Origin of the sequence: Kluyvera ascorbata (assembly GCF_023195735.1) — a bacterium.
Taxonomy (GTDB): domain Bacteria; phylum Pseudomonadota; class Gammaproteobacteria; order Enterobacterales; family Enterobacteriaceae; genus Kluyvera; species Kluyvera ascorbata.
In genome coordinates, this window is the sequence record NZ_CP096201.1 from 17,170 (window position 1) to 40,184 (window position 23,015).

General features: G+C 52.9%; 19 protein-coding genes. 12 read left to right on the forward strand and 7 right to left on the reverse strand.

Annotated features, from left to right (window positions below):
- Positions 1–133 precede the first annotated feature (133 nt).
- A complete protein-coding gene (locus MY052_RS00090; RefSeq protein ID WP_202216908.1) occupies positions 134–1,756 on the forward strand; it encodes an alpha-glucoside-specific PTS transporter subunit IIBC in 1,623 nt (540 codons plus the stop codon).
- Complete coding sequence (locus MY052_RS00095; RefSeq protein ID WP_035896438.1) at positions 1,753–3,075, forward strand: 6-phospho-alpha-glucosidase; 1,323 nt, start codon at positions 1,753–1,755, stop codon at positions 3,073–3,075. Before MY052_RS00090 ends, MY052_RS00095 begins: the two co-directional genes overlap by 4 nt.
- 194 nt (positions 3,076–3,269) lie before the next feature.
- On the opposite strand, the gene MY052_RS00100 is transcribed toward MY052_RS00095, so the two are convergent.
- Together MY052_RS00100 and MY052_RS00105 are read right to left on the reverse strand one after the other, a co-directional pair.
- Positions 3,270–4,727, reverse strand: coding sequence for a sulfatase (locus tag MY052_RS00100; protein ID WP_248537988.1), 1,458 nt, complete (start codon positions 4,725–4,727; stop codon positions 3,270–3,272).
- Between the two features lie 157 nt (positions 4,728–4,884).
- A complete protein-coding gene (locus MY052_RS00105) occupies positions 4,885–5,886 on the reverse strand; it encodes an aryl-sulfate sulfotransferase (protein ID WP_248537989.1) in 1,002 nt (333 codons plus the stop codon).
- A 303-nt stretch (positions 5,887–6,189) separates the two neighbouring features.
- On the opposite strand from MY052_RS00105, the gene MY052_RS00110 reads away from it, so the two are divergent.
- The 9 genes from MY052_RS00110 (at position 6,190) to MY052_RS00150 (ending at position 15,073) form a co-directional block, all read left to right on the forward strand.
- The gene (locus MY052_RS00110; RefSeq protein ID WP_074449071.1) at positions 6,190–7,158 is read left to right on the forward strand and encodes an IS5 family transposase; all 969 of its coding nucleotides are present in this window, start codon (positions 6,190–6,192) and stop codon (positions 7,156–7,158) included.
- 467 nt (positions 7,159–7,625) lie between these two features.
- Positions 7,626–8,978 carry a glycoside-pentoside-hexuronide (GPH):cation symporter gene (locus tag MY052_RS00115; RefSeq protein ID WP_248537990.1) on the forward strand — a complete coding sequence of 451 codons (1,353 nt, stop codon included), beginning with the start codon at positions 7,626–7,628 and terminating at the stop codon, positions 8,976–8,978.
- A gap of 69 nt (positions 8,979–9,047) precedes the next feature.
- Positions 9,048–9,395, forward strand: coding sequence for a YidH family protein (locus MY052_RS00120; RefSeq protein ID WP_248537991.1), 348 nt, complete (start codon positions 9,048–9,050; stop codon positions 9,393–9,395).
- Positions 9,385–9,747, forward strand: a complete 363-nt coding sequence (locus MY052_RS00125; protein ID WP_035897560.1) for a DUF202 domain-containing protein — start codon at positions 9,385–9,387, stop codon at positions 9,745–9,747. Before MY052_RS00120 ends, MY052_RS00125 begins: the two co-directional genes overlap by 11 nt.
- Positions 9,744–10,865, forward strand: coding sequence for an anaerobic sulfatase maturase (locus MY052_RS00130; protein WP_248537992.1), 1,122 nt, complete (start codon positions 9,744–9,746; stop codon positions 10,863–10,865). The genes MY052_RS00125 and MY052_RS00130 overlap by 4 nt, the downstream gene beginning before the upstream one ends.
- 109 nt (positions 10,866–10,974) lie before the next feature.
- Complete coding sequence (locus tag MY052_RS00135) at positions 10,975–11,787, forward strand: helix-turn-helix domain-containing protein (protein ID WP_035897563.1); 813 nt, start codon at positions 10,975–10,977, stop codon at positions 11,785–11,787.
- Between the two features lie 246 nt (positions 11,788–12,033).
- Positions 12,034–12,348, forward strand: coding sequence for a PTS sugar transporter subunit IIB (locus MY052_RS00140; RefSeq protein ID WP_035897565.1), 315 nt, complete (start codon positions 12,034–12,036; stop codon positions 12,346–12,348).
- A gap of 9 nt (positions 12,349–12,357) precedes the next feature.
- The gene (locus MY052_RS00145) at positions 12,358–13,746 is read left to right on the forward strand and encodes a glycoside hydrolase family 1 protein (protein ID WP_248537993.1); all 1,389 of its coding nucleotides are present in this window, start codon (positions 12,358–12,360) and stop codon (positions 13,744–13,746) included.
- A 1-nt stretch (position 13,747) separates the two neighbouring features.
- Positions 13,748–15,073 (forward strand): PTS sugar transporter subunit IIC, encoded by a 1,326-nt coding sequence (locus MY052_RS00150; RefSeq protein WP_248537994.1) that lies wholly within the window; start codon positions 13,748–13,750, stop codon positions 15,071–15,073.
- A gap of 47 nt (positions 15,074–15,120) precedes the next feature.
- On the opposite strand, the gene MY052_RS00155 is transcribed toward MY052_RS00150, so the two are convergent.
- The 4 genes from MY052_RS00155 to dsdX all read right to left on the reverse strand — a co-directional run bounded on the left by MY052_RS00155 (position 15,121) and on the right by dsdX (position 20,565).
- Positions 15,121–16,416 (reverse strand): BNR repeat-containing protein, encoded by a 1,296-nt coding sequence (locus MY052_RS00155; protein WP_248537995.1) that lies wholly within the window; start codon positions 16,414–16,416, stop codon positions 15,121–15,123.
- On the reverse strand, positions 16,416–17,687 hold the full coding sequence (locus MY052_RS00160; RefSeq protein ID WP_035895018.1) for an MFS transporter: 1,272 nt from the start codon (positions 17,685–17,687) through the stop codon (positions 16,416–16,418). Before MY052_RS00160 ends, MY052_RS00155 begins: the two co-directional genes overlap by 1 nt.
- A gap of 200 nt (positions 17,688–17,887) precedes the next feature.
- Entirely contained in the window at positions 17,888–19,210 is a 1,323-nt protein-coding gene (gene dsdA, locus MY052_RS00165; protein ID WP_248537996.1) for a D-serine ammonia-lyase, read from the reverse strand.
- A 17-nt stretch (positions 19,211–19,227) separates the two neighbouring features.
- On the reverse strand, positions 19,228–20,565 hold the full coding sequence (gene dsdX, locus MY052_RS00170) for a D-serine transporter DsdX (RefSeq protein ID WP_035895020.1): 1,338 nt from the start codon (positions 20,563–20,565) through the stop codon (positions 19,228–19,230).
- A gap of 227 nt (positions 20,566–20,792) precedes the next feature.
- On the opposite strand from dsdX, the gene dsdC reads away from it, so the two are divergent.
- On the forward strand, positions 20,793–21,719 hold the full coding sequence (gene dsdC, locus MY052_RS00175; protein ID WP_035895021.1) for a DNA-binding transcriptional regulator DsdC: 927 nt from the start codon (positions 20,793–20,795) through the stop codon (positions 21,717–21,719).
- Between the two features lie 85 nt (positions 21,720–21,804).
- Here dsdC and emrD read toward each other — a convergent pair whose 3' ends face one another.
- Positions 21,805–22,989, reverse strand: a complete 1,185-nt coding sequence (gene emrD, locus MY052_RS00180; protein WP_035895023.1) for a multidrug efflux MFS transporter EmrD — start codon at positions 22,987–22,989, stop codon at positions 21,805–21,807.
- Between the last annotated feature and the right edge of the window lie 26 nt (positions 22,990–23,015).

A 23,015-nucleotide genomic window follows, 5' to 3' on the forward strand; every position in this document is an offset into this window, starting at 1 on the left:
AACCATGAAAGCGATCACGAATCGCACGCTCACCGCATGTTGTCTGACGGGCGAATTCCTATTCTCGTAGCAGGCCGGAAATCAACATTAATAAGGCCACTTACCCTACGAGTTGTTAAATGAGGATTGCTAAATGCTCAGTCAAATACAACGCTTTGGCGGCGCCATGTTTACCCCGGTTTTATTATTTCCCTTCGCGGGGATTGTGGTGGGTATCGCCATCATGTTGCGTAATCCAATGTTTGTGGGTGAAGCACTCACCGCACCTGATAGCTTATTTGCTCAGATTGTTCACATTATTGAAGAAGGCGGCTGGACGGTATTCAGAAACATGCCGCTTATTTTTGCCGTTGGTTTGCCGATTGGCCTGGCTAAACAGGCACAAGGGCGAGCCTGTCTGGCGGTACTGGTTAGCTTCCTGACCTGGAACTATTTCATCAATGCGATGGGAATGACCTGGGGACACTTTTTTGGCGTCGACTTCTCCGCTGATCCGGTGACGGGAAGCGGGCTGACGATGATTGCCGGGATCAAGACGCTGGATACCAGCATCATCGGCGCGATTGTCATCTCGGGCGTTGTGACCGCGTTGCATAACCGCTATTTCGATAAACCACTGCCGGTTTTCCTCGGTATTTTCCAGGGTTCTTCGTTTGTGGTTATTGTGGCTTTTCTCGCCATGATCCCCTGCGCGTGGTTAACGCTTTTAGGCTGGCCAAAAGTCCAAATGGGCATTGAATCGTTGCAGGCATTTTTACGCAGTGCCGGAGCCTTGGGCGTCTGGGTATATACCTTCCTTGAGCGCATTCTTATTCCGACGGGTCTGCATCACTTTGTCTACGGTCCCTTTATTTTTGGCCCGGCGGCGGTTGAAGGCGGAATTCAGGTTTATTGGGCTCAGCATCTCCAGGAGTTCAGCCAAAGCACAGAATCACTCAAAACGCTGTTCCCGGAAGGCGGTTTTGCGCTGCACGGTAACTCAAAAGTGTTTGGTTCCGTCGGGATTGCGCTGGCGCTTTACTTCACCGCAGCGCCTGAAAACCGCATCAAGGTCGCGGGGCTGCTCATTCCTGCCACGCTGACAGCCATGCTGGTAGGGATCACGGAACCGCTGGAGTTCACCTTCCTGTTTATCTCTCCACTGCTGTTCGCCATTCACGCCGTACTGGCGGCCACCATGTCGACCGTGATGTACATGTGTGGCGTGGTAGGGAACTTTGGCGGTGGCCTTCTTGACCAGTTTATCCCGCAAAACTGGATCCCGATGTTCCATAACCATGCGTCTGTGATGTTTACCCAGATAGGTATCGGCGTGTGCTTCACCGCCATCTACTTCGTCGTCTTCCGGGCCTTGATCCTGCGCTTCAACCTGAAAACGCCGGGCCGTGAAGACAGTGAAATCAAGCTTTACAGCAAAGCAGACTACCAGGCCGCGCGTGGCAAAACCTCTGCGGCTGGCGCGAGTGACACGAAATTAGGCCAGGCGGCGGGCATCCTCCAGGCGCTGGGTGGGGCCGCCAATATTGAAAGCATCAACAACTGTGCGACCCGATTACGTATTGCGCTAACCGATATGGCTAAAACGCAAAGTGATGACGTATTCAAAGCGCTGGGCGCGCACGGTGTGGTGCGCCGCGGAAACGGTATTCAGGTCATCGTTGGCCTGCATGTACCACAGGTCCGCGACCAGCTTGAAACCCTGATGAAAGATTCTCTACAGACCGAACAAACCACCATGACGGAGGCAGTATCATGAAAAAATTCTCAGTTGTTATCGCAGGCGGCGGCAGTACTTTTACCCCAGGTATCGTCTTGATGCTGCTGGCAAATCAGGATCGTTTTCCACTGCGAGCGCTGAAATTTTACGACAACGACGGTGCGCGTCAGGAGACGATTGCAGAAGCCTGCAAGGTGATTCTTAAAGAGCAGGCGCCGGATATTGAATTTAGCTACACCACCGATCCGCAGGCCGCGTTTACCGACGTCGATTTCGTGATGGCCCATATTCGCGTAGGGAAATACCCGATGCGTGAAAAGGATGAGAAGATCCCACTGCGCCACGGTGTACTGGGTCAGGAAACCTGTGGCCCTGGCGGCATTGCGTACGGCATGCGTTCCATTGGCGGTGTGCTGGAGCTGGTGGATTACATGCAAAAATACTCGCCGAATGCCTGGATGCTCAACTACTCCAACCCGGCGGCGATTGTGGCGGAAGCGACCCGTCGCCTGCGCCCGGATGCCAAAATCCTCAATATTTGCGACATGCCTATCGGCATTGAAGGACGGATGGCGCAGATTGTTGGTCTGAAAGATCGTAAGCAGATGCGCGTTCGCTACTACGGGCTGAATCACTTTGGCTGGTGGACATCTATCGAAGATCTTCAAGGGAACGATTTGATGCCTAAATTACGCGAATATGTCGCGAAGTACGGCTATGTTCCGCCATCAAACGACCCGCATACGGAAGCCAGTTGGAACGATACCTTCGCCAAAGCGAAAGATGTCCAGGCGCTGGATCCGGACACCATGCCGAACACCTATCTGAAATATTACCTGTTCCCTGACTATGTTGTGGCGCACTCAAATCCGGAACGTACCCGTGCCAACGAAGTGATGGATCATCGTGAAAAGAATGTGTTCAGCGCATGCCGGGCGATTATTGCGGCGGGTAAATCCTCGGCGGGAGATCTGGAAATTGACGAACATGCTTCTTACATCGTCGATCTTGCTACCGCGATCGCCTTTAACACCCAGGAAAGAATGCTGCTCATTGTGCCGAACAACGGTGCCATCCATAACTTTGATGCCGACGCGATGGTCGAAATTCCATGCCTCGTTGGCCATAACGGCCCGGAACCGCTGACGGTGGGTGATATTCCAAACTTCCAGAAAGGGATGATGGGTCAGCAGGTTGCGGTTGAAAAACTGGTCGTCGATGCCTGGGAACATCGTTCATACCACAAGCTGTGGCAGGCGATTACGCTGTCGAAAACGGTGCCGAGCGCTTCCGTGGCAAAAGCGATTCTTGATGATTTGATTGAAGCCAATAAGGACTATTGGCCGGAGCTGCACTAAGCGGTAGAGCCCGCAGTTTTTTGCTGCGGGCTCGGTTTTATCAGTACAGATTCAGGCGCGTAAATTGCCCAATAGGGCCCCCGGCGCGGTGCAAGAAGTTATCGCGCCCGGTGTGTGGATATCGGTGGCGCCATAAGACGACAACATGCGTCGACATAATGAATCAAACATTACCATATGGCTTTCAAGGCCGCTTATCCATGGGTTGGTTTTTCTAGCCCCAGACGTTGATACTGTTCTTCCGGCGCGTCGTTCTCAGCCATCATACGGACTATCTCTTTTTTCAACCGCTCGATAACCGCCGGATTGTGCTGAGGTGTTGCCTGGCGTGGATCGTCGGTCACGTTAAACAGCACGCTTTGCCAGTTATGCTCAAGCGGCACCATACCAAGACCAATATCGGCGATTTTCATTAGTCGGCAACCTTTGGTAAAGCTAAAGGACTCTACCATCTCTACCTGTTGTAGCTCCTGTGGGGTGAAGGGATGACGCATATGGGTCGGCATTAAGGTGTAGTGGTTGAGCGGGCGGTTGGCTTGTATCGGGGCGTGGGTGTACACCCAGGTGCCGTCGGTACAGCTCACCTGAGCGCCATAAACGCCAAACAGCGCCGTTTCGCGGACCGGGGTATCGCTGGAAATTGTCTCCTTCAGTGCTTTACCCTGCATATCCTGCGGGATGGGCAGATTAAAGTAGTCCAGTAACGTAGGGGCTAAATCAATGGTCTGAACCAGCTGGCGGCTTCTGCCCGTTTTTTTGCTGCGCGGATCGTAAATAAACAGCGGGGTGTGGGACACCTCTTCATAGAAATTGGCATCGTTAGCTTTGGCCCACCAATCGTGTTCGCCAAGCAAATAGCCGTGATCGGTGTTGATAATCAACAGCGTATCTTCCCAGAGGTGATATTTGTCCATCATGTCGAGCACGCGACCAATACCTACGTCGCACATGTCCAGCAACCCGCTGTACTCTTCGCGTAGATTCTCCATCCATGGACGTTCTTCGTCCGTCACCTGCGCGTAGTTCGGCCAGTCAAACTCAGGGCCAGCCTTTTTCTCTTTTTGGCGACGATGGAAAAATGGCTCATGTGGGTCGAAGGTTTCAATTTGCAGAAACCAGTTATCTTCCTCGTGGAATTTCTCAATAAATTCGAGGCCGAGGTCGAACGTTTTCTCAATGGGGAATTTATCCTGCTGGAGGATTTTCTCTCTGTTGGCACGATCCTGCGACATTATCTGGCCCAGATGCGGCGGGAACTCCTGGGTTTTGATATCAGGCTCCCAATGGTCACCTTCCTGGCCGCGAACGATTTCCCAGGACGCATAGCGATTATGATAGGTACAGCCACCATCTTCCCAGTAATGATAATGGTCGCTGATTAAATGGCTGTGTATGCCATTATGCTTCATGATTTCAAAACAGGAGTCGTCGAAAGGTTCTAATGGCCCCCAACTACGGTGCAGAAAATTATAGCGCCCGATATGTAATTCGCGCCTGGCAGGCATGCAGGGTAGGCTGCCGACGTAGCTTTTATCAAATACCATGCTGTTTTTAGCCAAACGAGAAAAATTAGGGGTATGGGTCCAGTTGGAATTATATGGGCTGAGATAATGTCTATTCAGTGAATCATACATAACCATTATTGCTTTCATACTTTCTCCTGCAGATAATGCATCTAAGTGAGGGGAAGCTAATAGTTATTGCGGTAGGATGTATCAGAGAAAGATCACATAAGGGAATAATCATAAGTTGAATGTGGAATATCATAATAACCGAGCGTCAGAAATTCCACTAACGCTCGGCCATTATTTAGATCAGTTGACGTAGTTCATCATAGGAAAAAATATGTCCACGATAAGTCAGGGCAGGGTAAACAGCGTAACATTCAACCGCGACGGTATTATTGGTATCAATGATAAAAAAGTTGCTGTCAACGCCGTACATGATGCTGTAATAATCGGCCACCTCATGAACCTCTGAGGTTATATTGCTACGCTGACCGGCAATGTCAAAAACATCCAGTAGTTCTACTGTCCTGGCCGTGAGATCGATACCATACACCAGACACTGAGAATCAAACGGTGCCTCATAATATTCATCAGGAATTGGGTCCTCCATTTTCTTATCATTCTCAGTACCATCGTCAAAAAGTGCGGCTTTGTTGTTAAACAGCGTAATAGCCAGACGGTTTTCTGTCATGTAGTTAGCATATTTCGCGTTGGTTGTTGGATAAACGGCATGTTCACCGTTTGGATAGATAAAGCTATCGGAATTAATGGGTTGCAGGTTAACAGATTCGGCAACCAGTGAGTAATTGGGGTTGTCGATAGTCCACTCAATATCGCCATTTTCATAGTTGATGCCGTAAATAGTGCTGGTAGAGCGGTTGTTTAAAATAAGTTGATTAACCTGAGAGCTGAACGCCAGTGAATTAAAATGAATATCATTAGGTTGGGCGTCAATGCAGACATCCTGATTATCAAATAGTGAGGAGTAGTTGCGCGACCACAGTACTTCGCCGGTTGCGACATCATATTTGTAGATAGCGGCCTGTTGTCGTTGCTCAGCGGTCTGGTTTTCCAGTAGGGTCATCAGGCAGAACATGTTGCCGTCTGGACCAAAGGTAATGTCGTGATGAAAACCATTACCTGCGGGGGCCTGGAAGGTTTGGCGGGCCTCACCTAATAGATTCATTTGTTTCAATGTTTGTGCGTAGGTTTCACCTGAGGTGGCAAAGATATCGAAGCCGGGATAAATAGCGCTACCGTCACTCTTCAGATTGTTATTATCCCAGGCGTCGGCAAATGCCATACGCAGGTCACCATTTTATCGTAGGCGGTGTAATAACAGGTTACCAGCCAGCCGTTGTATAACGTCTGGCTAGCAATTTCTTCGTCATTGATAATGAAGTCAACGGTCAGTGGTGTGTCACCATAATCCTGGCCAGTGGTGTCAGCGATAATGCTGAGTGTTTCATGGCTGCCATCCGAAAAAAAACACTCAATAATGATGGTGTTTTCTGCGTTGGCATAAAGGCCAATGACGGGAATGACTGGGTTTAATGTGTATTCATCATTTTCATGGCTTTGTTGAATAAATCGAACTTTTGCTGAGTTGAAGGATCAGATCACGCATCTTCCCGACAACGCAGACCGTTCCGTGGCAAAGCAAAAGTTCAAAATCACCAACTGGCCCACCTACAATAAAGCCCTCATCAACCGTGGCTCCATAACTTTCTGGCTGGATGATGAAGCTATTCAGGCCTGGTATGAGTCAGCAACACCTTCTTCACGAGGCAGACCTCAGCGCTATTCTGACCTTGCCATCACGACTGTGCTGGTCATTAAACGCGTGTTCAGGTTGACCCTGCGGGCTGCACAGGGTTTTATTGATTCCATTTTTACACTGATGAATGTTCCGTTGCGCTGCCCGGATTACACCAGTGTCAGCAAGCGCGCAAAGTCGGTTAATGTCAGTTTCAAAACGTTCACCCGAGGTGAAATCGCGCATCTGGTGATTGATTCCACCGGGCTGAAGGTCTTTGGTGAAGGCGAGTGGAAAGTCAAAAAGCATGGCCAGGAACGCCGTCGTATATGGCGAAAGTTGCATCTGGCAGTTGACAGCAAAACACATGAAATCATCTGTGCAGACCTGTCGCTGAACAATGTGACGGACTCAGAAGCCTTCCCGGGTCTTATCCGGCAGACTCACAGAAAAATCAGGGCAGCATCGGCAGACGGCGCTTACGACACCCGGCTCTGTCACGATGAACTGCGGCGTAAGAAAATCAGCGCGCTTATCCCGCCCCGAAAAGGCGCGGGTTACTGGCCCGGTGAATATGCAGACCGTAACCGTGCTGTTGCGAATCAGCGGCTGACCGGGAGTAATGCGCGGTGGAAATGGACAACAGATTATAACCGTCGCTCGATAGCGGAAACGGCGATGTACCGGGTAAAACAGCTGTTCGGGGGTTCACTGACGCTGCGTGACTACGATGGTCAGGTTGCGGAGGCTATGGCCCTGGTACGAGCGCTGAACAAAATGACGAAAGCAGGTATGCCTGAAAGCGTGCGTATTGCCTGAAAACACAACCCGCTACGGGGGAGACTTACCCGAAATCTGATTTATTCAACAAAGCCCATTTTCATAGGTAAACGCACTGTCCGGAGTTTTTCCTTGAACGCGATAACTGAATCTCATTGGTAGAACGGCGGTAATGTTAACGTTTGCGGAGAGCATGTTTTTGTTGAACGGATTAACGATAACGCTAGTCTGAATATCGGTAGGCATAATGGTCCTCTTTGTTTTTTAAGTGAATGCAGATAATTTTTAATGGCAGCCTAGATGAATCTGAGGATACTATTCAATATGTGAGGTGAATTGTTGATGTGTTTTTATATAATATATTTATGGAGTGTGCTTTCGTGATGTAATTGCGAGCCTAATCACATATAAAAATAAACATAAAGAGAAAAGCAAAAAACATAATTCAAAAATATAAAATGCTAATCTTAATATGGCGTCAGATGATTCAAACCAACGGATAAATTATGAATAATTCGCTGTTGACGCTAAAAGAGAAGATCGGCTTTAGTCTGGGTGATGCGGCAAGCCATATTGTTTTCGACAATGTGATGCTGTATTTAATGTTCTTTTATACCGATATAGCGGGCCTGCCAGCGGCTTTCATTGGAAGTATGTTTCTGGTAACACGAATATTAGATGCTATTTCCGATCCCTGCATGGGATTACTTGCAGACCGCACACGAACTCGCTGGGGAAAATTCCGTCCTTGGTTGCTCTGGGCCTCAATCCCCTTTGGCATCAGTTGCGTCCTGACCTATACCGTACCGGATTTATCGCTTACAGGAAAAATGGTTTACGCGACAATAACCTATATCTGTCTGACGTTGATGTACACCATCGTCAATATCCCATACTGCGCACTGGGCGGTGTTATCACTAGCGACCCTCAGCAGCGAATGTCTTTGCAGTCCTGGCGTTTCGTTCTGGCGACTGCGGGTGGGATGTTATCCACCGCACTGATGATGAACCTGGTCGACTGGTTCGGCGGTGGTGATAAAGCGTTTGGCTTTAAAGCCAGCATCACTCTGCTGTCAGTGATTGCCGTTGTGATGTTTTTTATCTGTTTCTCTACCACCAAAGAGCGTGTTGTCGCCCCGCCAACCAGCGTGGGTTTTAAAGGAATGCTGGGTGATTTACGGGATATCTGGAGAAACGATCAATGGCGAGTGGTTGGGTTTCTGACAGTGTTTACTATTGTTGGCACTTCAGTTCGCGGCGGCGTAATGATGTATTACGTCACCTGGATTATGGAATCACCTAAACTCTTTTCAATATTCCTGACCACCTACTGCGTGGGCAATATTGTGGGCAGTGCCATAGCGAAGCCGCTCAGCGGGCGATTTTGTAAAGTCTCGGTATTTATCTACTGCAACCTCATCCTGACTTTACTGAGCTTTGCGATGTTTTTTGTGCCAATGGACACCATGGTGGTGATGTTCTGCCTGATCTTTGTGATTGGCGTACTGCATCAGATTATGACGCCGATTAAATGGGTGATGATGGCTGATACGGTGGACTACGGTGAAGTGGTCAGCGGTAAGCGCCTGACGGGAATTAGCTTCGCAGGCACGCTGTTTGTGTTGAAAATGGGCCTCGCCGTCGGCGGCGCGGTAATTGGCTGGATGCTGGCTGCAGGGGGATATCAGGCCGGAGCCAGCGCGCAAACCCCTGCTACGCTTAACACCATTATCGCGCTATTTACCATTGCGCCAGGGATTTGCTATCTGCTTTGTGCGCTTACGGCAAAACTGTTCTACAAGCTGACGACCGAGAAAATGACGCAAATTTCAGCAAATCTGGTCGTGAAGCCTGATTGATTGTTTTAGCCCAGTGGTCAGGTAGAATTGTTGATACTTTGAACAATCGGGAACCATCAAGGAGTAAAGATGAACATTTCCCGCCTTGGAGAAGCACCCGATTACCGCTTTTCACTGGCTAATGAGCGCACGTTTCTGGCGTGGATTCGCACCTCGCTGGGATTTCTGGCCGCGGGTGTGGGGTTAGATCAGCTGGCACCCGACTTCGCGACGCCGGTGATTCGCGAGGCGCTGGCGCTCCTGCTGTGCCTGTTTGCCGGTGGTCTAGCCATCTATGGCTACCTGCGCTGGCTGCGTAATGAAAGAGCGATGCGCCTGAAAGAGGATCTGCCCTATACCCGCAGCCTGCTGGTGATAAGCCTGATCCTTACTCTAGTCGCTGTGGTGGTGATGCTGCTGGTGCTTTATGCCGGATAGCCGCAAAGCCCGCCGTCAGGCTGATCCTGGGCTACAGCCTGAGCGCACGTCACTGGCCTGGTTTCGCACCTTGCTTGGCTACGGCGCGCTGATGGCGTTAGCGTTGAAGCATAATTGGCATCAGGCAGGCGCACTATTTTGGGTTTCGCTAGCCGTGTTGGCGGTTGTCGCCATCATCCTCTGGCGCTACACCCGCAATCGTAATGTAATGGACGTTAAGCACAGCGATTTTTCCCAGCCGGGCGCGGTGCGTGACAAATTTATGATCTCTCTCGCGGTGTTATCCCTCGCAATGTTGTTTGCTGTTACCCACATTCGCCAACTCATTATTTTTATCAGGGATTTAGCATGACAGGATGTCAGGTAATGGCCAAACCGGCCAGCTCTCGCTGTAACCTTAACTGCCGCTACTGTTTCTATATCGAAAAACCCGAACAGCCGATGATGGATGACACCACGCTGGAGCGATTTATCAGCCAGCACATCGCGGCGCAGCCGGGGCCGGAGGTTAGTTTTGCCTGGCAGGGCGGAGAACCTACGTTGTGCGGGCTGGCTTTTTTTCAGCGCGCGCTGGCGTTACAAAGGCAGTATGCCAATGGCAAAAAGATCCACAACGCCTTCCAGACCAATGGCCTGTTGCTCAATGATGACTGGTGTCGTTTTTTTCGCGAGAACGGCTGGTTGGTGGGCATTTCACTCGATGGCCCGGCGGACCTTCACGATGCCTGGCGCGTTAATCGCAGCGGCAAACCGACGCACCATAAGGTGATAAAGGCAATTGAGACGCTGACGAAACACGGCGTTGAGTTTAATCTGCTGGTGGTGGTTAATCGCCTGAATAGCCAGCAACCGCAGCGCTTGTATCGTTATCTCCGCGGCCTCGGCACGCCGTTTTTACAGTTTATTCCGCTGGTTGAGCGCAATGGTAGCGGCAAACTCAGCGCTGAATCGGTCACCTCTGAGGACTGGGGTGCCTTTTTGACGGGCGTATTTGATCTCTGGGTACGTGAAGATATTGGCCGGGTTTATGTTCAGCTGTTTGACTCGACGCTTGGCGTCTGGAGAGGCTATCCGTCGCAGATGTGTGCATTCAGCGAAACCTGCGGCCATGCTTTTGCGCTGGAGGCTAACGGCGATCTCTACCAGTGCGATCACTACGTGTATCCCGAATATTATATCGGCAATATTCATCAACAGACGCTACAGGCGCTGAACGTGACGCCTGAGGCGATCGCTTTTGGGCAGCAAAAAAAACAAAGTCTGAAAGATGACTGCCGCCAGTGTCCAGTGCTTCAGTTTTGTCACGGCGATTGCCCAAAACATCGGCTGGCCAACGGCAAAAGCGCGCTTTGTCACGGCTATCGCCACTTTTTCACCTACAGCGCGCCATACATGAAAGCGATGCGTGACCTTCTCAAACAGCGCCGCTCACCGCGGGAATTGATGGCGATGTTAAGCCAGGCTTCATAAGCTTTTTCTGTTTGCCAGACGGGTCTGCCGGATGGCAAACAGGTCAAGGTCTCCGCTACGGATTCTGGTATCACTATCTCTTCACTGTGATGATGCATCTGGAGTCTCTATGCCGCTCGTGCTGCCCCGGGAAACGCACTTTCACCATCCGCTGGAAAGCGTGGTATTCCATTTCTGGAAACCGGAAAAAAATATCAGCCATGAACACACCCATGAATACTGCGAACTGTTTCTGGTGGGCAGCGGCAGCGGGATACACGTCATCAATGAAAAACCGTATCTGCTGAGTAGCGGTACGCTCTGCTACCTGAATCGCCAGGACTACCATCTGTTTGAAGAAATGAAAGCGTTACAGCAGGTGAATCTGCTTTATCTGGGGCGCGATAACTTCAACTTTATCAAGCAGATCGACTATCTCCTGCCGCAAGAGGATGAGAGTAACGTCTGGCAGGTGGACGTAGGCATTATGCAGCGGGTATTTGACCGTCTCGCCAGCCATAACGAAGCGGAGTTCAGCGACAAACTGCTGGCGGAAAGCCATAAAGAGATGATTTTTCTTGAAGTGCTGCACACTCTGAATCTGTGGCGCTATAAAACCCAGGATTTTCACTCCAGCGAAGACCGCATCAGCCAGGTGCTGATTCGCCTCAACGGCCAGTGGCAGCAGCCGCTCGACCTCGACGCGCTGTGCCACGAATTCGGTCTCTCCCGACGCACGCTCCAGCGTGGTTTCAGCGACTACACCGGCGTCTCTCCCCAGCAATATCTCGCCCGCGTGCGGCTATTGCAGTCACACTATCAGCTGCGTTTTACCAACGATTCGGTGAACGACATTGCGATTCGCTGCGGCTTTGGAGACGTTAGCTACTTTTCTCGGGTTTTTCGTCGTCAGTTTGGCGTTTCACCAAATCAGTGCCGTTAATCGGCCAGAGTGGGAGGTAATGCATAAAAAACGAATAAAAATAACACTAATAAATTTAAAAGTAACATTTGCATCTTGCTGTTTATAAGAAATAAATTGTCATTTTATTCATCTGTAACAATAAAAGTACCAGCGATATAAATCGGTTTTGTGCCGCCCTTCACTTGTCGCTTTCTACCATACTACGCAGAATATATTTTGCCGCATTTCAGCGGAATATCACGCTTATAACGCCAGGGGAAAATGATGAAGAAGATCTTTTTATGCTGCGCAGCGGGCATGTCGACCAGTATGTTAGTAGAAAGAATGAAACAATCTGCCGCTAGCCGCGATATTGATGTGGATATTACCGCCGTCCCGGTTTCTGAATTCGATCAGATCATCGAAGAGGCCGACGTTATTTTGTTAGGCCCGCAGGTGAAATTCCAGCTTCAGCGTTTAGCGGCCGCCGCTGAGCCGCAGGGCGTGCCGGTGGCTGCTATTGATATGATGCAATATGGCTCGATGCAGGGCGATAAAGTTCTGGATCACGCGCTGTCTTTATTAGCCAAAGCACAATAAGGACGGGCCATGAAATACCATTTTCCTGATAATTTCTGGTGGGGCACCGCAACCAGCGCCACGCAATCTGAAGGCCGAATTCCCGGCGATGGCAAAGGCGATAATATCTGGGATTATGCCTCGCATCACTTTAACGAGCGCTTTTTCCAGGGCGTCACGGCGGATGATACCTCGACGTTTTATCAACATTATCGGGAAGATATTCAGCGCGCTAAAGATATTGGTCTGAACTCCTTTCGCACCTCGCTCTCCTGGTCGCGGCTGATCCCCGACGGCGACGGTGAGGTCAATCAACAGGCGGTAGCGTTTTATAACGCCGTGATTGATGAATTGCTCGCGCAGGGTATTGAACCCTTTATTAATCTCTACCACTTCGATATGCCGATGGCGCTACAGGAAAAGGGCGGTTTTGAAAATCGTGAAGTGATTGATGCCTTTGCCCGCTATGCGCGTATTTGCTACCAGCTGTTTGGCGATCGCGTCCGCTATTGGTTCACCTTTAACGAACCGTTAATTCCGGCAGAAGCAGGGTATTTACACCCTCGTCATTACCCCTATGTCACCGATTTTCGCCGCGCGGCACAGGTGTTGCACCACATTGTGCTGGCGCACTGTAAGGCGGTGGCTGCGTGGCGTGAATTGGGTCTCGACGGGCAGATTGGCATTATTATGGACGTTATTCCCGTCTACCCGCGCAGCGATACGCCGGAGGATTTACGGGCCGCCGCCATGGCGGACCTATTTTATACCCGCAGCATTAATGAACCTATTTTATTGGGGAAATACCCGGACGAACTGGTGGCGATGCTGCGCGAACATGATCGGTTGCCGGAATATTTAGCACAAGACTGTGCGCTTATCGCCAATACGCGTATCGACCTGCTAGGAATTAACTATTACCGTCCGCGTCGGGTAAAGGCACGCGAAACGCCGCTGGCAGAGCCTCACGGTTTTGTGCCGGAGCGCTTCTTTGAAGAATACATTATGCCGGGACGCAGAATGAATACCTCGCGCGGCATTGAGATTTATCCTGCGGCGCTTTATGACATCGCGATGGTGGTGAAAGAACGCTACGGCAATTTACCGTGGTTCGTATCTGAAAACGGCATCGGTATTCAGGACGAAGAACAATTTATGGTGAACGGCCAGGTGCAGGACGATTACCGCATTGAATTCCTGAAAGAACATTTGGGCTATCTCCATCAGGCAATAGCCGACGGCAGCCATTGTCTGGGTTACCACATGTGGACGTTTATTGACTGCTGGTCGTGGCAGAACGCCTATAAAAATCGCTACGGATTCTATCGCCTTGATTTAGCCACCCAACAGCGGTCGCTGAAAAAATCCGGGCAATGGTTCTCAACGGTGATTGCCAATAACGGATTCGAGGGGGAGTAACATGTCTTACTTTGAACGGCTGGCGGAAAAAATGCTGCCGGTAGCGAATGCTATTGGCAATCAGCGCCATATGCAGGCTATTCGTAACGGCTTAATCTCTATTCTACCGCTGACGATTGTCGGTTCGTTTTTCGTTATTCTGCTGAATATCCCGATTAAAGGGTACATGGATTTTATCGCACCGTGGCGCGATATTCTTGATGTGCCTTTCCGCTTTACCGTCGGGCTGATGTCGCTGTACGCCGCGTTCACCATCGGCTCGTTTTTAGGCAAAAGCTATAAGCTCAACGACATTACCAGCGGCCTGCTGGCGATGCTCGCCACGCTGCTGATGATTGTTCCGGTCAATATTAAAGAGGGCGTTACCGTCGCCGGTGATGCGATTTCCGGGCGTTATATTCCGGTGGCTTCGCTGAGTTCACAGGGGCTGTTTGGGGCGATCATCTCCTCGCTGATTGCCATTGAAATCTATCGTTTTATTAAAGTACGCAATATCGAAATTAAGATGCCCGCAGGTGTGCCGCCGGTGGTTGCCAGCTCGTTCTCGGCGCTGTTTCCGACGCTGGCGGTGGTGCTGATTTTCTGGGTTCCACGACACTTTTTAAACATCGATATCAACGCCATCATCAGCTACATCATCATGCCGTTGAAAGGCTTTATGACCGGCACCAACCTGTTCGGCGGTATCGTCACGCAGTTCTTTATCGACCTGTTCTGGGTCTTTGGTATTCACGGTCACGCCGTAATGGGGCCGCTGATTCGCCCGCTGTGGGATCAGGCGATTGTGCAGAATATAGAGTTATTCCAGGCCGGGACCAGCGCTTACGACCTGCCGAATATCTTCACTGAACAGTTCTTCCAGTGGTACGCGCAGATGGGCGGTACGGGATCGACGTTAGCACTGGTGGTGTTGTTCATCCGATCTAAAGTTATCTATCTGAAATCACTGGGTAAGCTGTCATTTATTCCCGGTCTCTTCAACATCAATGAACCGATGATTTTCGGCGCGCCGATCGTCATGAACCCGATACTGGCAGTGCCGTTTATCCTGGCGCCGATGGTCAATACGGTGGTGGTGTATCTCTTTACCATCAGTGGATTGATTCCGCGCATGATGGTGAAACCGCCGTTTACCATCCCGGCGCCGCTGGGGGCGCTTATCACCACCAACTGGAACCTGATTGCCTGCGGTCTGGTGTTTATCTGCTTCTTTATCTCGTTGGCTATCTACTACCCGTTCTTTAAGGTCTATGAGAAGAAAATGCTGGAAACGCAGCAGGCCCAGCAGGAAGAAGAGGAGAAGGCGAAGCTGCTGGCGGATGCCTGATAGGAACAAAGTGCGCGCCCGCCGCTGCCCTGGCAGGCGCGCTTTTATTAATTTTTGACTTCTATGACTTCCAGCAGCGTGGACCCGGTTTTTGCCTCGTGTGGCACATCGCGGAAAATAGGCAATGATTCCCAGCGCAGCCAGTAGCGATTCTGCGGACTGTAGTCGCTGTTTTGCGCGGGGATCAACTGCACTTCCGCCTGCGGCTCAATACCCTGCTGCGGTTGTCGCAGCGCATCAGGCAGCGGTGAAATCAGCGGGCGTTTGCCCACCACCGTAAGCTCCCGGTCATCAATAATCCACACTCCGCTTCCGGCCCAAATAGAGGTCCACTCCACCTCAAGTTTGCCGTTGCCGATAGCGCGCGGCGCACTGAGCGTCACGTCTGGCGGAATAGACCCGCCGCCGTTAAAGTCCCAGCGGAAATCCCATTGGCTGATCTGCGTTTTTTGCCAGCGGCCGGTGCCATCCGGGCGAGCCAGGTAGGCCTGCGACAGTCCCCGGTCATCATAACGATGATAGATCAGAACCGGGCGCGCCTGATTATCAAAGCCCACTTCCTGCACCATATTAATCAGGCCGCCGCCGATGCCCGCATCGTCGACAATCTCGCCCTGATGACGGGCAATGGGCAGCGTGAGCGGCGTGCCGTCTGATTTTTCCCAGTGCTGAAGGTCGCGGCTGCGTGCGTACGAGAGGTTATTGTTGGTTTCGCAGTGCGGCGTTTCGCGCCACATCCACACCATATGCCAGTAGCCGTCCGGCCCCAGCAGCGGCTGGCGGGCGTAACCGTTGCGTGCGCCTTCGCCGTTGAGCAGCGGCGTCTCCAGCAGGCGCGTCCACTGCTGACGCTCGGCGTCGAAAATGTTGTACAGGTCATCGCCATTACCGCTGCAGCCGTCGCGATAGCGGAACAGCAGGCGGCCCTGCACGTCTTTGAAGAACACCGGATAGGTGGCCCGCGCTTCGCGTTCGCCGGTCATCGACGGCACGCACTCCAGGGTGGTGACGTCCAGCGGCGCGCGGCTTCTGAAGTAAATAAGCGGATCCACGTGCATATTGCCGGAAAGATGCAGGTATCCGGCGCTATCTACAGCCATCGTCAGATAATTGTGCGAATCAAACTCAGTGATATGTGAATAACGTTCGCGCTCTGGCAGCCAGAGCCCCTCTGGTTGAAACGTCTGCCATGAGCCGTCGGGCAGCTCGCGCTGGCCCACGGTGGTGCGGTGTTCCGCGTCATACCAGGCGGCGAACTGGTGATTGCCGTGATTAATCAGACAGTAAAGTACGGTGAAATCTGCGCAGGCGTGAGCCACGGGCGCAACAACGATATCGGTCATCAGACGGTCTCCGGACGAGAAACAAACGATTTTTTACGGCGTAGGAAGAAGGCGGCCAGCACCAGCGCGCCAATAGGATGCAGGGTCGCACCGGCATAAATCGGCATCGAATAACCAAAGTGGTCGATAATGGTGCCGACAAAGCCGTTAAAGATAATGGAGGTCACCCCGCCCAGCGCGCTCATCACGCCGATAGCGGTGGCGATGGCTACGCGCGGTGCCAGCCCGCCCATCATGATGGTGGCCATACTGAGCCAGGCGGTGCACATAAAGTTAATCACCGTCATGATAGCCACCGCCGCGTAGGCGTTGCTAATGGACGGCAGCAGGAACACCAGCGGTGCCAGACAGGTGACGGACCAGATAATGGTTAAGCGGGCGCGAGTTGCGTCCATCCCGCGTGCCACCAGACGGTCAGAGGCCCAGCAGACCGCGAGCACACCAAACACGGCAACCAGCGGCGGCAGCCACATTAACTTGCCGACTTCCGCCAGCGTCAGGCCGATTTTTTCCTGCATAAAACCCACCTGCCAGTACTGGTAGAAGAACCAGAACGGATCAGTGAGCAAGCGAGCAATCAGCAGCGCCCAGATAGGTTTTGAGGTCAGCACCATCTTGTAGCGCTCAACCAGCGGCACGCTGACGGCGCTTACCTGCGCCGTGTCGTCGGCCGCAGGCGGCGTTTTACGGCTGGAGAGATACCACATCACCCCGACCACCACGCCTGCCATTGCTGGAATAAAGAACGCCCAGCGCCAGCCGGTAGATATCGTCACCCAGGCGACAAACGGTGGCGCAAGAATCAGCCCTAATGACTGAATAATATTGGTGAGCTGGAAGGCGAAGGCGCGCTGCTCGGCGCGAAACCAGGTAAAGACCGCCAGCGTTAGCGCCGGTACGATCCCGGACTCCGCCAGTCCCAGCATCACGCGCCCGACAATAAGCCCGGTCATCGAGTGCGACAGACCGGTAATGAGCGTGGCAATCGACATCAGCACCATCAGCGCGCACAGCACATAGCGGCTACCGAAGCGGTCGACGATGCCACCGACGAAGAAATACATGAAAGTGTAGGGGATCATAAAGGCGCTGATCAGCACCGAATAATCACTATTATCGAGCCCCAGCTCCTGCATCAGCGTGGTTTTGAGGATGGAAACTATTTGCCGGTCGAGCGAAAAGAAAAACAGCACGCAGCCGAGGAGCAGAAGCAGTACCCAGATGAGCAGGGTAAAACCGCCGCGGCCGACCGATTTTTCAGCCTGTTGCATTGTGTTCTCCGGTTTATCGTAGGGATACGAGGTAGGTCGGAGTATATCGATGCCATTTCTTAACGTTGGCGGCAGGAGAGAGGAGTGTGACGTGCGGCAATACGCTTTGACCTGAGATGCCACAATAGGGGGAGAAGTGGCACGATTGTCATGCAGCAGCATCGCGTAATGGCGGCGATGCTGCTTGAGGTTAACGCGACTTAGCGTCCTTTCGCCAGGTACTGCGCCATTTCGGCTTCTGGTACCATGCCGCCGCCCGTCGCCCACACAAGATGGGTGGCGTGATTGAGCTGCTCTGCGCTGAAGCCATGCATCTGCTGGTAATCCGTGGAGGCGCAAACGTGCTGAGGGCCAGCCATGCCTGCCAGCGCCGACGGCTCAAGACGAATGCCTTCTTCCTGCGCCAACCAGCCCAGCATGTCGTACAGGGTCTGGTCATCCAGCGTATAAAGACCGTCGAGCAGACGTTCCATCGCCCGGCCGACAAAGCCCGAGGCGCGACCGACCGCCAGCCCATCCGCCGCCGTCAGGTTATCGATGCCGATATCCTGCACGGAAATGGTATCGTGCAGCCCGGTGTAAATCCCCAGCAGCATGCACGGTGAATGAGTCGGTTCAGCGAAGAAGCAGTGTACGTTATCACCGAATGCCAGCTTCAGGCCAAACGCCACGCCGCCAGGGCCACCGCCGACGCCGCAAGGCAGGTAAACAAACAGTGGATGGTTTGAATCCACCGCGCGTCCCTGCTGCGCAAACTGCGCCTTCAGACGCTGACCGGCGACCGCATAGCCTAAAAATAGCGTGCGGGAATTTTCATCATCGATAAAGAAACAGTTTGGATCGGACTGCGCCGCCTTACGACCTTGTTCAACCGCCACGCCGTAATCTTCTTCGTACTCCACTACCGTTACGCCGTGGCTGCGCAGTTTGGCTTTTTTCCACGCGCGGGCGTCAGCGGACATATGCACCGTGACGTTAAAGCCGATGCGGGCGCTCATGATGCCAATCGACATCCCGAGGTTGCCGGTGGAGCCAACCGCGATGCTGTACTGGCTGAAAAACTGTTTGAACTCCGGCGAAAGCAGCACGCGGTAATCGTCTTTGGTGGTCAACAGACCGGCTTCCAGCGCCAGTTTTTCTGCATGGGTCAGTACTTCATAAATGCCGCCACGTGCTTTAATCGAGCCTGAAATCGGCAAATGACTGTCTTTCTTCAGCAGGAGTTCGCCGTTAATGTGCTGCCCGAACGCTTTTTCCAGCCGTTTTTGCATGGCCGGGATCGCGGCCAGCTCAGATTCGATAATGCCCCCGGTGGCGGCGGTTTCCGGGAAGGCCTGAGCCAGATACGGCGCGAAGCGCGTCAGACGAGCGTGGGCGTCCTGAACGTCGTGTTCGGTCAGGCCTACATACGGTAAACCTTCCGCAAGAGAGGTGGTGCCGGGGTTAAACCAGACCGTTTCCTTAAGAGCGACCAGGTCTTCCACTAAAGGATGCTGGGCGATAAGTGTTTGAATGTTTTCCATAGTCAGTCTCTTTGCGCTTAGATAATAAAGGAAAGCAGGAATGTGCATGCCAGTGCAATCACTGATGCGATAAATGTCGCAGTCGTATAGTATTTGAACGTCTCATTCAGGGTGGCACCACAGTACTGCTTCACCAGCCAGAAGAGGGAATCGGTGACGATCGTGCAGCCAATAGCGCCAGAACCGATGGCAATAGCGATGATCTCCGGGCTCACGTTAGGGTAGAGTGGCAGCATCGGTGCCACGATTGCCGTCGCGCCCATCATCGCCACCGTGGCAGAACCTACCGCCGCGTGCAGAATCAGTGCAACCAGCCAGGCCAGCAGAATCGGGTGCATATGCATGTTCGAGAGGATCAGCGCGAGGGTATCCGCCAGCCCGCTGCTCTTGAGGATAGCGTTGAATGCGCCGCCTGCGCCGATAATCAGCAAAATGTTAGCAATGGAGCCAAAACCGTTTTCGGTGTGGGTCAGCAGCGCCCCCATACCGATGTGCTGGCGCAGGCCGAGAATGTAATAGGCCACGAAAACGGCGATAAACATCGCGGTGATCGGGTTACCAATAAACTCCAGCAGCGTATACACCGTGCTGCCTTTCGCCATGTTCAGTTCCGCGACGGTTTTAACCAGCATCAGGCCAATTGGTAGCAGTACGGTAAACAGCGTCGCGCCCAGCGATGGTAGCGTGCTTTCATCACGCACTTTCAGGTCGGAAAACTCAGCCGGTACTGGCTTAAACGGCAGACGATTACCGAGAAACTTCAGGTACAGCGGCCCGCCGATTAGCGATGCCATTAAGCCCACCAGTAAACCGTAGACAATCACGGTGCCAATGTCCGCGCCCAGCTTGTTAGCCACGAACAGCGCCGCCGGATGCGGTGGTACTACGCAGTGCACCGCCATCAGCGCGGTACACAGCGGGATCGCCAGCTTCAGCAGCGAAGTATTGGTCTTTTTGGCAATAGAGAATGCCAGTGGAATTAATAGCACCACGCCCACTTCAACGAACAGCGTGATCCCGCAAATCAGCCCGACCAGCACCATAATGACGTCGGCGGAAAGCCAGCGGCAGCGCTGTAGCGTCAGGCCGATGCGTTCGGCCGCGCCGGATACTTCCATCATTTTTCCGAGGATAGTCCCAAGGCCAATAACCGCCGCGAGGAAGCCCAGCGTGCCGCCGATGCCGTTCTCGATGGCATTGACCATATCCAGCGGCCCCATGCCCATCATCGTCCCCACGAAGAAACTGGCTAACAGCAGCGCCAAAAACGGGTGGAATTTGAACTTCACGATGGTCAAAACGATTAACACGATGCTTATCAGCAGCGTGCTCACAACCCAGATCTGAGAGTGCATAGCTCACCTTGCCCTGTGATTAATATGGGTTTATTGGACAAAAATAAGGCACCCGCTGACAAACGATATAAATTGTCCTTCACATGAGCCAGATTGAATCAAGAGCGTGATTTACGTCTTATTACCGGTGATTTATGCGATATGAATCATTCTGATTCATCTTTGTGCTGATTTTGCCGGTGATTTTTTTTACACTCCGGCGAAAAACAGGCAATACGGAGAGGAATATGGAACCCCTGCGCGAGGGCAGAAATCGTCTGCTGAACGGCTGGCAGTTATCAAAGCTGTATACTTTTGAAGTGGCGGCCCGGCATCAGTCGTTTGCGCTGGCGGCAGATGAACTGTCATTAAGCCCCAGCGCCGTCAGCCACCGTATTAACCAGTTGGAAGAGGAGCTGGGTATTCAGCTCTTTGTCCGCTCGCATCGTAAAGTAGAGCTCACTCACGAAGGTAAACGCGTGTTCTGGGCGCTGAAATCGTCGCTGGATACGCTCAACCAGGAGATTCTTGATATCAAAAATCAGGAGCTCTCGGGGACGCTTACCGTCTACTCGCGGCCTTCTATCGCCCAGTGCTGGCTGGTGCCAGCGCTCGGCGACTTTACCCGCCGCTACCCGTCCATTTCACTGACCATCCTGACCGGCAACGACAACGTCAATTTACAGCGCGCTGGGGTCGACTTGGCTCTCTATTTTGACGATGCGCCTTCCGCACAGCTTGCGCACCACTTCCTGATGGATGAAGAAATTCTGCCGGTATGCAGCCCGGAATACGCCCGCCGCTACGCTCTGACCGGCTCGCTGGTGAACCTACCGCACTGTACGCTGCTGCACGACAGACAGGCGTGGAGCAACGACTCAGGGACCGATGAATGGCACAGCTGGGCGCAGCAGTATGCGGTGAATTTGCCGACATCGTCTGGCATTGGTTTCGATCGTTCTGATTTAGCGGTGATTGCGGCGATGAACCACATCGGCGTGGCGATGGGGCGAAAGCGGCTGGTGCAAAAGCGCCTCGACAGCGGGGAGCTGGTGGCTCCTTTTGGTGATAAGGCGCTGAAATGTCATCAGCATTATTACGTCACCACGCTGCCCGGCAGGCAGTGGCCGAAAATTGAGGCGTTTATCGGTTGGCTTCAGGAGCAGGTTAAATAGGCGTTTTATGCCGGGTGGCGGCTCCGCCTTATCCGGCCTACTAGGCCGGATAAGCGAAGCGCCATCAGGCAACGGTCGGACGTGATTACACCGCCTGACCCTGATGCGCAAAGCGCGACGCCAGCGGCAGCCAGCAGAGGAAAATCAGCAGCCCCATCAGCGTCATCAGCAGCCCGATGCTGGCCTGCCCGGTTTGCGGCATCATCGCCGACAGCCAGGCCAGCACGCCGGAACCAATGTTTTGCAGGCCGCCAACCAGCGCCCCGGCGGTACCGGCGAGGAACGGGAAGGGCTCCATCGCGCCGCTGGTCGCCAGCGGGAACAGCATCCCCGCGCCGAAGAAGAACAGCGCCGCAGGGACCAGCAGCGTCCAGATATTCATGACGCCGAGCAGACCCGGGATCCACATCATCACGCCCGCTGCCAGACAGCACACCACCGACTGCCACATCAGCGTCGGGAAGCGTTTTTTCGGCCGTCCGGCGAACCAGGCGCCAAAGAACGCTGCCGGAATCGGCAGAATAAACAGGATGCTGACCGTCATGCTGCTTAAGCCCAGCACGCCGCCCATCAGCACGCCGGAGCTGGCTTCAAACACCGCAATACCGGCCAGGCCGCCAATCAGCATCAGCAGGTAGCAGTTAAAGCCGCTGTTACCGAACAGCGTTTTGTAGTTGCTGATAAGCCGGGTTTTCGGTGCGCCGGTCGGGCGCGTTTCCGGCATCCAGCGCGCCATGCTAAAGGTGACGCCCGCGCAGAGCACCAGCAGAAAACCGTAGCAGGCACGCCAGTTGATGAGCGTCTCCAGCACGCCGCCAATCAGCGGTGCCAGCAGTGGACTCACCAGAATACCCATGTTTAACAGGCTGTTAGCGTGGCGAAGCTGACTGCCCTCATAGAGATCGCGCGGCAAGGTTCGCGCCATCACGCCGCCCACGCCGGTCCCCATCCCCTGCATCGCGCTGGCAATAATCAGCACCGTCAGGCTGTGCGTAGTGATAGCGACCAGCGTCGCCAGCATAAAAATCGACATCCCGACGAGGATCACCGGGCGGCGACCCACTCGGTCAGAAAGTGGGCCGTAGAACAGCTGTGAAACGCCATAGGTCAGCAGATAGGCCGCCATCACGCTCTGCACCGCCCCTTCGCGGACATTCAGGTCGTTCGCCATCTGCGCAATTGCGGGAATATAAATGGTTTGCGCCATCTGACCGACGGCGACGAGCAACACCAGCATCACCAGGATATTGACGTTTCTATCTCTTTTCATTTCGCTGATAACTTTATAAAAATTAG